The organism is Streptomyces bottropensis ATCC 25435, from assembly GCF_000383595.1.
In the GTDB taxonomy this organism is placed as follows: Bacteria; Actinomycetota; Actinomycetes; order Streptomycetales; family Streptomycetaceae; genus Streptomyces; species Streptomyces bottropensis.
In genome coordinates this window covers 3047809-3059149 of record NZ_KB911581.1, presented here as the reverse complement: position 1 = coordinate 3059149, position 11341 = coordinate 3047809, and the positions used below count along the sequence as shown (strand labels likewise).

Here is an 11341-nt window from a genome sequence, read left to right as displayed (position 1 = left end):
AAGGAAGCGACCGATGGCGATGACCGGGCGGCACGAGCAGCGGTACGAGCGGTACGAGGACGGCGGCCCGGAGGCCGAGCGGCTCGTGTTCGAGCGGCTGGCCCAGGAGCTGATGGACGTCCAGCTCAGGAACCGGCGGGCCGGGGGCGGCGGGGTCGCGCGCGCGTTCCACGCGAAGGCCCCGGTGGCCGTCGAGAACGCGCGGCTGCGTTTCCACGACGACCTCCCGGCCGCCCTGCGGGTCGGCTTCGCGCAGCCCGGAGCCGACTATGCGGCGGTGGTCCGGCTGTCCAACGCGAGCGGCATCCGGCAGGGCGACGGCTCTGCCGACCTGCACGGCGTGGCGATACGCGTACGGGTGTCGGACGAGGAGAGCCACGACCTGTTGGCCACCGGCTTCCCGGTGTCGCACGCGGCGAACGCGCGGGAGTTCGTGGCGTTCGCCAAGGCCATGGCGGGGGCGCGCAGCCCGCTGCGGAAGGCGTTCGGGCTGTTCGTGAAGTTGCCGCTCGCGGTGGGTCTCGGCACGGCCGGGCGGATGCGGCGGAACGTGCGCGCGGCCACCCGGCGCCCGGTGAACTCCCTGGCGAGCGAGACCTATTGGAGCCGCGGCGCGATGCTGTGGGGCGAGGCCGGGCCGGTGCGGTACCTGCTCCGGCCCGCCCCTGGCACGCCGGTGGCGTCCGCGCCCGACCGGCAGGACCCCGACTTCCTGCACCGCGAGTTCGCACGACGCCTGGCGCAGGCCGACGTGGCGTTCGACCTGTGCGTCCAGCGGTACGTGGACGAGCGGCGCACGCCGGTCGAGGACGCGGCGGTGGAGTGGACGGACGCGGTGGCACCGGCGGTGCCGATCGCCCGGCTCACCGTCCCGGCTCAGGATCTGGACGGTGCCGAGGCGCGGGCGGCCGCCCGGCGGATCGAGGAGCTGACCTTCAACCCCTGGTACACGACCGACGAGTTCCGGCCACTGGGGAACATCAACCGTGCGCGGAAGGCCGCGTACCGGGCGAGCGGCGCGCACCGCCTCGGGCAGCGCTTCGTCACCGAGGAACCCGTGCGCAACAAGGTGCTCGGCCGTCTCGCGGGTCCCGTCTTCGGGCTGCTGAACCGTGCCGTGCCCTGGCACCGCCTGCCGCTGTCCCTGAGCCTGCTGAACCTGATGTTCCTGCGGAAGGCGCTGCGCCGGCTGAACCTGATCGACACCGAGCCCGGCGAGGCGCCGCCCCGGGCCCAGCCCGTGCCGGACCCGATCCCCGAGCGGCTGCGCACGGAGCGGTCGTACGACGGGACGTACAACGACCTGTCCGAGCCGTCGATGGGCGCGGTCGGCGCCGCCTTCGGCCGGAACCTGAAGCCCGACTACCGGCCGGACACCTTCGACACGCCGAACCCGGTCACGGTCAGCCGACAGTTGCTGCACCGCGAGAGCTTCGTGCCCGCGACCTCACTCAATGTGCTGGCGGCGGCGTGGATCCAGTTCCAGGTGCACGACTGGGTCAACCACCGCCGCCACAAGCCGGGCGGCCGCGGTGTGGAGGTGCCGCTGCCACCCGGCCACGGCCCGTGGCGGAACACCCCGAACGGGCCGGTCGAGAACGTGATGCGGTTCGCGGAGAACGAGGGCGTCGAACGGCCGGGCGAGCCGCCGATCCTGTTCGCCAACAGCGCCTCCCACTGGTGGGACGGCTCCGAGGTGTACGGCGCGGACGAGCGGACCGCACGGATCCTGCGGGAGGCCGACGGCCGCGCCGAACTCCGCCTGGAGGAGGGCCACATGCCGATGAACGGCATGGGCGTCCCGCTCACCGGGTTCAACGAGAGCTGGTGGATGGGCCTGAGCGCGATGCACACGCTCTTCGCCCGCGAGCACAACGCGGTCTGCGCGGCGCTGCGCGCCGAGTACCCGGCGATGGGCGAGGAGCGGATCCACCACACGGCACGGCTGGTGGTCTCCGCCCTCATCGCGAAGATCCACACGGTGGAGTGGACCCCGGCGATCCTCGCCACCGAGGCGATCGACCTCGCGCTGCACACCAACTGGTCCGGTCCGCCGAAGAGTTGGCTCAACCAGTTGGGGTTGTGGCTGTTCGAGGCGCACTCGCTGACCGGCATCCCGAAGACCCTGCCGGACCACCACGCGGCGCCGTACTCGCTGACGGAGGACTTCGTCACCGTCTACCGCATGCATCCGCTGATCCCGGACGACTACGAGCTGCGGGAGCACCAGTTCGGCCGGCGGCTGGAGACCGTGGGCTTCGCGGACATCCAGGGCGCGGCGGCCGAGTCGCAGATCCGCAAGACGGGTCTCGCGAACACGCTGTACTCCTTCGGGATCGCCCACCCGGGCGCGATCACCCTGCACAACTTCCCGCGCGCACTGCAGCGCTTCGAGCGCGACGGGGAGATCGTCGACCTGTCGGTCGTCGACCTCGTGCGCACGCGCCGGCGCGGTGTGCCGCGCTACAACGACTTCCGGGCCGGGCTGCACCGGGGGCGGATCCGTTCCTTCGAGGAACTGACAAGGAACCCGCAGACGCTGGCCCGGCTGAAGGACGTCTACCGCGACGTCGACGAGATCGACACGGTGGTGGGGCTGTTCGCGGAGAACCCGCCGGAGGGCTTCGGGTTCAGCGACACCGCGTTCCGGATCTTCATTCTGATGGCCAGCCGACGGCTGCAGAGCGACCGGTTCCTGACCGTCGACTACCGGCCGGAGGTGTACACACCGCTCGGCATCGACTGGGTCGAGAACGGCGGTATGCACTCCGTCGTCCTGCGCCACTGCCCGGAGCTGGCGCCGCTGCTGCCACGCGGCGCGAGCGCCTTCGCACCCTGGCGGACGGTGCGGCCGACGGGTGACGACGGCGGTGCGCCATGACGCCGTGACCTGACGACCCGGGGCGGGTCCGGCCCGGGTCCGGAACACAACGGGGGAACAGCATGACCTTCACCGACAGCCCTACCGGGGTGCCCGCGGCCGAGGGGCCGCTCGGCGGGACCGCCGCGGACGCGGGTCCTGCCCCGGCCGGCACCGTCACCGCACACCCCGGGCTCGCCGACCTCCTCGCGCGCCCGCTGCTGCGGACGGTGTGGCGCCGCCGTACGCACCGGGTGAGCCGGGGCGCCCAGGTGTCCGCGGGGACGATGACCTACACGTCCCCCAACCCGGTGCAGCCCCTGACGGAGCTGGAGGAGGCGGTACTGATCGCCGTCACCGGCACCACGGGACTGACCATGCCCGACCGGCCCTTCGAGGACCCGGACGACGGCACGCCGATCATGTCCAAGCCCAACCTGACGATGGCGGGCCGCACCGCCGGCAGCCCGGACAACGCCCAGGGCACGCACTTCTTCCTCGTCAACGACTCCGGCACGTACTTCCTGCGCAGGCTGGAGCCGGCGCCCGGGGAGCCGTTCGACGCCGAGACCCTGGTGGCGCGGGCCCGGGCGGCGAAGGTGAAGGTCCTGGACCACCGCCTCGACGTCGCGCCGGGCATGCGGGACTTCCCGGCGTACCTGGACTCCAACCGCTTCCTGTCCAACCTGCCGGGCACGACCCTGCTCTTCCCGGTGGTCGACCTCTCCCACCAGTACGTCAACGCGCTGATGTATCTGCTCACCCAGCCGGACGGCGCCCGCCCGACCCTCGTGGACGACCGCAATCTCTACCGTGCCGCCGGGGTGCGGAAGTGGGTCAGGAACGGCTTCCTCGACGGCGACCTCAAGCTGCCGCTCGGCGCCCTCGGTCCGATGCGCACCCAGATCGAGGCGGACCTGCTGCTGCAGAACCTGATGCTGACCGCCGAGGCGATGGGTCTGGGCGCCTGGATCCACGCCACCATCAACCCGCAGATCGCCCTCGGCGACCCGAAGTTCTCCCGGGTGTACGGCAGGATGCTCGGTTTCGACTTCGTCACCCCGCGCTGGCGCCCGGCCGACATCTGGCGCTGGCACATCCCCCTGCCGAAGTACGCCGAGGTGCGCTCGCACCCGGTACGGCTGCCCTCCCCGGACGGCGGCGACCCGCTGATCGCCGCCGCCTGCCCGCCCATGGTCGGGACGATGTCGCAGGCCGTGGACCGCGTCGTCCGGCAGAAGTTCGGCCGCGGCGGCGTCTACACCGACCGCGACGTCTTCGCCCGGATCTACCGCGAGGACTACGGGCAGCGCTATCTCACGGAGGCGAGCGAGTACGACGAGCGGGTGATCGACTGCGCCCGTGACATCTGTGAGTACATCTTCCGCACGCACGGCCGCTTCCCCGCCCACACGGACGCGATCCATGTCCCGGGCGTGTGGCTCCAGGCCCACCATGTGGAGAACGAGTACTACGAGCGGTTCTTCACCAACGGCCTCACGGACGCGCACCGGGCGCACGCCGAAGTGTGGTCCCACTAGGCGTGGTTGACAGGTACGGACGTTGCGGGTGAGATGCCCGTTGATGATGATCAACGATCTGACGGCGGCCGAGCGGCGGGTGTGGGACGCCTTTCCGCTCGGCGCGGCGGTGGACTTCACGACCGCCGGTCCGGGAACGGCCGAGGGCGGGACCGCGGCGGACGGCTCCGGCTGGGGGCCCGAGCGGACCGTCCGGGCCCGGGTGCTGCGGGCGTTGCTGCTCACCGCGCCCCAGGAGGAGGGCGAGGTCGCCGCCCTCAAGATCGCGGGCGCGCGGATCACCGGCAGACTGGATCTGAAGTACGCGACGGTGGACAGTGTCGTCCGGCTGAGCGAGTGCCACTTCGACGAGGTCCCGGACTTCTCGGGCGCGCAATTCACCTACCTCAATCTGACCAAGTCGGTGCTGCCCGGCCTGCGTTCGGCCCGGATGCGGGTCGACGGCGGGCTGCGGCTGACCGCATGCCGGTTCCGGGGCCCGGTCCGGCTCACCGGGGCGCAGATCTCCGGGACCCTGTTCATGGAGCGCGCCGAGTTCACCGGGTCGGACGACGAGCCCGCGCTGCGGCTCAACCAGGCGCAGATCGGCGAGGAGTTGTGCGCCCCCGGACTGCGCGCGGACGGTGAGGTCCGGCTCGGCGGTGCCCATGTCGCCGGCGCGGTCGATCTGAAGCGCGCACGGCTGCACCGGCCCGGCGGCACCGCCCTCGGCGCGGAGGCGCTCGCCACCGAGTCCGACATCGTGCTGCGCCACGCCGACGTACGCGGCCGGGTCGAGCTGCGTGGTGCCCGGGTGGGCGGCTGGCTGGAGCTGTCGTACGCGCGGTTGTCGAATCCCGGGGGCACGGCGCTGCGGGTGAGCAGTTCCGTCATCAGTGAACTGTGGCTGCGCAACGGCCCCCCGATGGAGGGCATCCTCAACATGCGGCGCGCCCAGATAGAGGTGCTGTTCGCGGAGCCGGACATGCTGCCGGACACGGTCCTGCTGAACAGCCTCACCTACACCTCCCTCATCCCGCACGAGTCCGCCCAGCGGCGGCTGCCCATGCTGGAGCGGGACGGGGAGGCGTATCTGCCGTACGCCTACGAGCAGTTGACGGCCTCGTACCGCCGGATCGGTGACGAGGACGCGGCCCGGCGCGTCCAGCTCGCCAAGCAGCGCCGGCACCGGGCCACGCTCCGCTGGTACGGGCGGCTCTGGGGCTACGCCCAGGACGTCACCGTCGGCTACGGCTTCCGTCCGCTGCGCGCGGCGGTCTGGATGCTGTCACTGATGGCGGTGGGTTCGGTCGCGTACGCGGCGCAGCCGCCGAGCCCGCTGAAGGCGGACGAGGCCCCGCCGTTCAACGCGGTCTTCTACACCCTCGACCTCCTTGTGCCGATCATCGACTTCGGCCAGGAGCGGGCCTACGCGCCCGAGGGGCCGGGCCAGTGGCTGTCGTACCTTCTCGTCCTCACCGGCTGGATCCTGGCGACGACGGTCGTCACGGGTGTGACGCGCACCGTCAGCCGTCAGTGACTCCCCTCAGCCGACCGGCCGCCCGGCGTGCTGGGCGGCGAGCCGCACGGGCGCGTTCGGCGCGCCGTAGCCCTGGTGGCCGCCGTCCCGCTGGACGAGTTCGAAGAATACCCGGCCGACGGTCTCGGTGTAGCAGTGGCGGAACTCGCCGTCCTCGTCACGGTCGTAGAGGATGCCGAGTTCGCGGTACGTCTCCAGCTCGCCGTCGGCGAACGCGAACCGTGCGGCCAGGTCGTCGTGGTAGTTCGCGGGGACGGCCAGCAGCCGGCCCCCGGCCGCGCGGAAGGCGCGGGCCGCCGCGACCACGTCGTCCGTGGCGAGGGCGATGTGCTGGGGGCGGGCGGTGTCGTCGGTCGGGGCGGGGCCGACGCCGAGGGCGATCCGGACGGTGCCGTCCTCGTTGGTCACCGGCCGGCTGCGGAACAGGCCGTAGGGGTCGGCGACGTCGACGCTGCCGCTGGCCCGGAGGCCGAGCACCGTGCGGTGGAAGAGGGCGGCCTCGTCGAACTGGTGCCAGGGCTGGGTCAGGGCGAGGTGGTCGACGCCGCGGACGTGGTCCGCCGGCCCGGTGTGGTCCACGGGCCGGAAGTCCGCGGTCCAGCTGGGGAGTCCGGGTCGGTCCGTGGCGCAGAAGAAGAGTTCCGTGCCGTCGGGGGCGGCCACCGCGTCCAGGGCCGCGTCCTCGGCGGCGCGGCGGCGCGGCAGCACCGGTGCGAGCAGGGCCTCGGCCCGACGGGCGGCGCCGGCCGGGTCCGGTGACTCCAGTCCGATCGCGGCGAGCTGGGTGCCCTCGCGCCGGGCGGCCGGGCCGGTGTTGACCAGTACGCGTGCCTCGCCCTGCCGCCAGAGGTCGACCGGCTTGCTGCGGTGGCGGGCCGTGCGGGCGAAGCCGAGCGCGCCGAGCAGCGCGCCCACCGGTTCGGCGTCGGGCGTGACCAGCTCGGTGAAGGCGACACCCGTGGGCACCACCCGCTCCGGCAGCGCGGCGATGCCCGCCGCCTCCTGGAGCATCAGCAGCGAGCGGTGGGCGTCCACGGCGGTGGGGCCGGCCTCGGCCTGCCGGAAGACGTCGTTGAAGACCTCCAGCGACAGCGGCCCCTCGTATCCGGCCGCCATGACGTGCCGCACCAGCCCGGTGACGTCGAGGCCGCCCTGTCCCGGGAAACAGCGGTAGTGCCGGCTCCACTGCAGCACGTCCATCGCCATCAGCGGCGCGTCGGCGAGCTGCAGGAAGAAGATCTTCTCGCCGGGGATGTCCTCGACCGCCTTGGGGTCGGAGCCCCGGGCCAGGATGTGGAAGCTGTCCAGGCAGGTGCCGAGCACCGGATGGTCGGCCGCCTCCACGATGCGCCACGCGTGGTCGTACGTACTGACGTGCCGCCCCCACGCCAACGCCTCGTACGCGACCCGGATGCCGAACTCCTGCGCCAGGGAGGCGAGTTGTCGCAGGTGGTACGCGGCGAGCGCGTCGTCGTCCTCGGCGAGCGGGTGCACGCTGGAGCAGACGAGCACCGTGTCGCAGCCGAGCCGCCCCATCACCTCGAACTTGTGCCGGGCCCGCCGCAGATTCCGGTCGAACACCTCCGCCGGTACGGCCTCGATGTCCCGCATCGGCTGGTAGAGGTCGATGCTCAGGCCCAGGTCCGCGCAGCGGGCCCGCACCTCCTCGGGCGCGAGCGGACTGGCGAGCAGATCGTTCTCGAAGATCTCCACCCCGTCGAAGCCGGCCCGCGCGGCGGCGGTCAGCTTCTCGGTGAGGGACCCGCTGAGCGAGACGGTGGCGATGGATGTACGCATGGTGGTGCTCCTTGGAGGCTCATCGAGGCTCAATGAGGTGACGCCGCGCGCCCGACGGCGGTCAGTTGCGGGCGCCCGCGATCCCGGCCAGCTCGGTGATGTCGGCCAGCATCCGCATCGTGTCCGGCTCACGCCCGGTGAACAGGCGGAACGCGTCCGCTGCCTGGAACGCCGCCATTCCTCCCCCGTCCAGCGTGGCGCACCCCGCCCCCCGGGCCGCGCGCAGCAGCTCCGTCTCCAGCGGCCGGTACACCACCTCCGCCACCCACAGCCCGGGGTGCAGCAGCTCGGCGGCGAAGGGCAGTCCCGGGTGCGCGGCCATCCCGGTGGGCGTCGCGTGGACGACCCCGTCGGCCGCCCCCAGCAGCGACGGCAGCGCGTCCGGCGTCGCTGCGGCGGCCCGCCCCGGACCGAAGTGCCGGGTGAGGGAGGCGGCGAGGTCGGTCGCCCGGTCGGGCATCGCGTCGACCACGGTGACGTGCTCCGCGCCGAGCGTGAGCGTGGCGTGCGCGACGGCCGCGCCCGCGCCCCCTGCTCCCAGCTGCACCACCCGCTCCAGCGGGGCGTCGGGCAGCCCGCGGGCGAAGGACGCGGCGAAGCCGGTGACGTCCGTGTTGTGGCCGACGGCCCGGCCTTCCTCGAAGACGACGGTGTTGACCGCGCCGAGCGCGGCGGCCTGCGGGGCGAGTCCGTCGAGGTGCCCGATGACGAGCTGCTTGCACGGGTGCGTGATGTTCAGCCCGTCGAAGCCCAGGTCACGGGCGGCGCGTACGAGGTCGCCAACCGCCTCCGGCGCGACCCCGAGGTCGTCGATATCGATCAGCCGGTACAGACAGCGCAGACCTTGCCGGTCGGCCTCCCGCTCGTGCAGGGCGGGGCTGAGCGAGGGCCCGATACCGGAGCCGATGAGGCCGACGAGATACGAGTCCCGCGGAGAGGCGGGGTTCGAGACCTGGGGCACGACGGGGCCTCCTGAGCGGCTCACTAATGTACGAACTAGTACGTTAGTCATAGCACCCGGGGATCGGACCTGGGAAGCCCCGGCCCGGACACGACGGCGCACACGACCGCGCACACGACCGCGCACACGACCCCAGCACGACCCGAGCACGACCAGGATCGGGCGCCGGAGCCGGACCGGGATCGAGCCCCGGACCAGAACCGGCACGGGAACTCGGCGCCCGGCCGCCGGGCGGGGGCTTCTACAATCGCCGACACTGGCCCCTTGCCCGAAGGAACGCGATGACCAGCGTCGAAGAACCGGCACGGCCGAACGGGCGCATCCGTGACGCCGCCCGCACCAAGGCCGAGATCCTCGACGTCGCGACCAGGGAGTTCGCCCGTTCCGGGTTCGCCGGCGCCCGGGTCGACGAGATCGCGGCCCGGACCCGCACCACGAAGCGGATGATCTACTACTACTTCGGCGGCAAGGAGCAGCTGTTCACCGCCGTGCTGGAGCGGGCGTACTCCGTGATCCGGCAGACCGAGCAGGAGCTGGACGTCGAGCATCTGGACCCGGTCGCGGCCATCCGCCGGCTCGCCGAGGTGACGTTCGACCACCATGAGGCGCACCCCGACTTCATCCGTCTCGTGAGCATCGAGAACATCCACGAGGCCGAGCACATCGCCTCCTCCGAGATGCTCGGCAGGATCGGCTCGCCCGCGCTGGACGTGATCCGCCGGATCCTGGCGTCGGGCCGTCGGTCGGGCCTGTTCACGGCCGAGGTCGACGCCGTCGACCTGCACGCGATGATCAGCGCGTTCTGCTTCTTCCGGGTCGCCAACCGCCACACCTTCGGCGCCCTCTTCGGGCGCGACCTGGTCGATCCCGGCCGGCGCGAGCACTACCGCACGATGCTCGGTGACATGGTGATCGCGTATCTGACGGCGGACCGCGCGGCGGACTGAGCACGCGGAGAACACGGGGAACACGAGGAACACGAGGAACACGGCGGCGGGACGCGCGGCCGTGGGCCGCGTCGCCCCCGTCCCGGCCGCCCCGCGCCGCCCCGCGCCGGGAAGATCCTTCGGCATGACCTCTTGACACCCGGGAAACGTCGGCGCAACATCCGTAGCCAACCGCTACTAACTATCCAGTGGGTTAATTAGCCGGAGAAGAATCCGGCACGGCCGTCCCGATCACCCCCAGGGTTCCGGCGCCTCTCCCCCGGCAGCACCCCCTGCCTCCCTCCTCCTCCCTCCGCCTACGGTGGAGACCCCTCGAAGGAGCACGCCGTGTCCGTCCCCGCCGCACCGCCCGGCCAGCCCAGGAAGGCCGCCACGGCCGCCTGGATCGGCAGCGCCCTGGAGTACTACGACTTCTTCATCTACGGCAGCGCCGCCGCCCTGATCTTCCCGACGGTCTTCTTCGACGAGTCCGACCCGGCCACCGCGACCCTCCTCTCCCTGGCCACCTTCGGTGTCGCGTACGCGGCGCGGCCGATCGGCGCGCTGTTCCTCGGGCACTTCGGCGACCGGCTGGGCCGCAAGAAGATCATGGTCTTCACCCTGATCCTGATGGGCGTGTCGACGTTCCTGATCGGCTGCCTGCCCACGCGCGACCAGGTCGGCTCGCTCGCCCCGGTCCTCCTGGTGCTCTGCCGGGTGCTGCAGGGCATCTCGGCGGCCGGTGAGCAGGCCAGCGCGAACTCCATGACGCTGGAACACGCGCCGTCGGACCGGCGCGGGTTCTTCACGAGCTTCACCCTCAGCGGCACCCAGGGCGGCCAGCTGCTCGCCACCCTGGTCTTCCTCCCGATCGCGGCGCTCCCCGAGGACCAGCTGCTGTCCTGGGGCTGGCGCGTGCCGTTCTGGATGAGCATCGCGGTGGCCGTCGTCGGTTACGTCATCCGCCGCACGCTGGAGGAGACCCCGGCCTTCACCCGGCAGACCGAGTCCGAGGGTGTCGCGAAGCTGCCGCTGGCCGTCCTGCTGCGCGAGCACTGGGCGGACGTGCTGCGGGTGATCGCGGGCGCGCTGGTCGCCTCGGTCTCCACGATCTTCACCGTGTGGGCGCTGGCGTACGGCACGAGCGAGTCGGTCGGCCTGTCCCGTTCCTCCATGCTGTGGGTGGGCGCGCTCGCCAACCTGGTCGCGCTCGCCGCGATCCCGCTGTGGGCCACGCTCTCCGACCGCATCGGCCGCCGCCCGGTGTTCGCGATCGGCGCGGGTGGCAGCGCGGTGATGATGTTCGTCTACCTGTGGGCGATCTCCACGGGCGCCTACCCGCTGGTCCTGGTCCTCGGCATCGTCACCTTCGGTGTCGTCTACAGCGCCGCGAACGGCATCTGGCCCTCTTTCTACGGCGAGATGTTCTCCACCCGCGTCCGGCTGTCCGGCATGGCCATCGGCACCCAGATCGGCTTCGCCGTCGCCGGTTTCGCCGTCACCTTCGCCGCGCAGATCGCCGGCCCGGACGGCGACGACTGGTTCGCCGTGGCCCTGTTCACCACGGCCCTCTGCGTCCCGCCGGTCATCGCCGCGCTCACCGCCCGCGAGACCCACAGGATCCCGACCGAGCTCCTCGGCGTCCGCACCCCGCGCGAGAAGAACGACCGGGAGCGCGTCGCGGCCTGAAACCCCGGCCGCGCCCCGCTCCGGGTCCCCGGACACCCCTGCGGTGTC

Annotated in this window: 7 protein-coding genes; 5 read left to right on the top strand and 2 right to left on the bottom strand. The window is 72.2% G+C overall.

Going from position 1 to position 11341, the window contains the following annotated elements:
• The first annotated feature begins 13 nt into the window (after nt 1-13).
• From STRBO_RS0113410 to STRBO_RS0113400, 3 genes are all read left to right on the top strand, one after another.
• On the top strand, nt 14-2881 hold the full coding sequence (locus STRBO_RS0113410) for a peroxidase family protein (RefSeq protein WP_005484797.1): 2868 nt from the start codon (nt 14-16) through the stop codon (nt 2879-2881).
• A gap of 62 nt (nt 2882-2943) precedes the next feature.
• Nucleotides 2944-4401, top strand: coding sequence for a hypothetical protein (locus STRBO_RS0113405; protein WP_005484798.1), 1458 nt, complete (start codon nt 2944-2946; stop codon nt 4399-4401).
• 43 nt (nt 4402-4444) lie between these two features.
• Nucleotides 4445-5920: a pentapeptide repeat-containing protein gene (locus STRBO_RS0113400; RefSeq protein WP_005484799.1), complete on the top strand. Its 1476-nt coding sequence runs from the start codon at nt 4445-4447 to the stop codon at nt 5918-5920.
• Between the two features lie 6 nt (nt 5921-5926).
• On the opposite strand, the gene STRBO_RS0113395 is transcribed toward STRBO_RS0113400, so the two are convergent.
• Both STRBO_RS0113395 and STRBO_RS0113390 read right to left on the bottom strand, forming a co-directional pair.
• Nucleotides 5927-7717: a bifunctional sugar phosphate isomerase/epimerase/4-hydroxyphenylpyruvate dioxygenase family protein gene (locus tag STRBO_RS0113395; protein WP_005484801.1), complete on the bottom strand. Its 1791-nt coding sequence runs from the start codon at nt 7715-7717 to the stop codon at nt 5927-5929.
• 61 nt (nt 7718-7778) lie between these two features.
• Nucleotides 7779-8678: a shikimate dehydrogenase gene (locus tag STRBO_RS0113390; RefSeq protein ID WP_005484802.1), complete on the bottom strand. Its 900-nt coding sequence runs from the start codon at nt 8676-8678 to the stop codon at nt 7779-7781.
• Between the two features lie 281 nt (nt 8679-8959).
• Between STRBO_RS0113390 and STRBO_RS0113385 the strand changes: the two genes are divergently transcribed.
• Nucleotides 8960-9625 carry a TetR/AcrR family transcriptional regulator gene (locus tag STRBO_RS0113385; protein WP_005484803.1) on the top strand — a complete coding sequence of 222 codons (666 nt, stop codon included), beginning with the start codon at nt 8960-8962 and terminating at the stop codon, nt 9623-9625.
• Between the two features lie 327 nt (nt 9626-9952).
• The gene (locus tag STRBO_RS0113380; protein ID WP_005484804.1) at nt 9953-11293 is read left to right on the top strand and encodes an MFS transporter; all 1341 of its coding nucleotides are present in this window, start codon (nt 9953-9955) and stop codon (nt 11291-11293) included.
• Nucleotides 11294-11341: the final 48 nt, after the last annotated feature.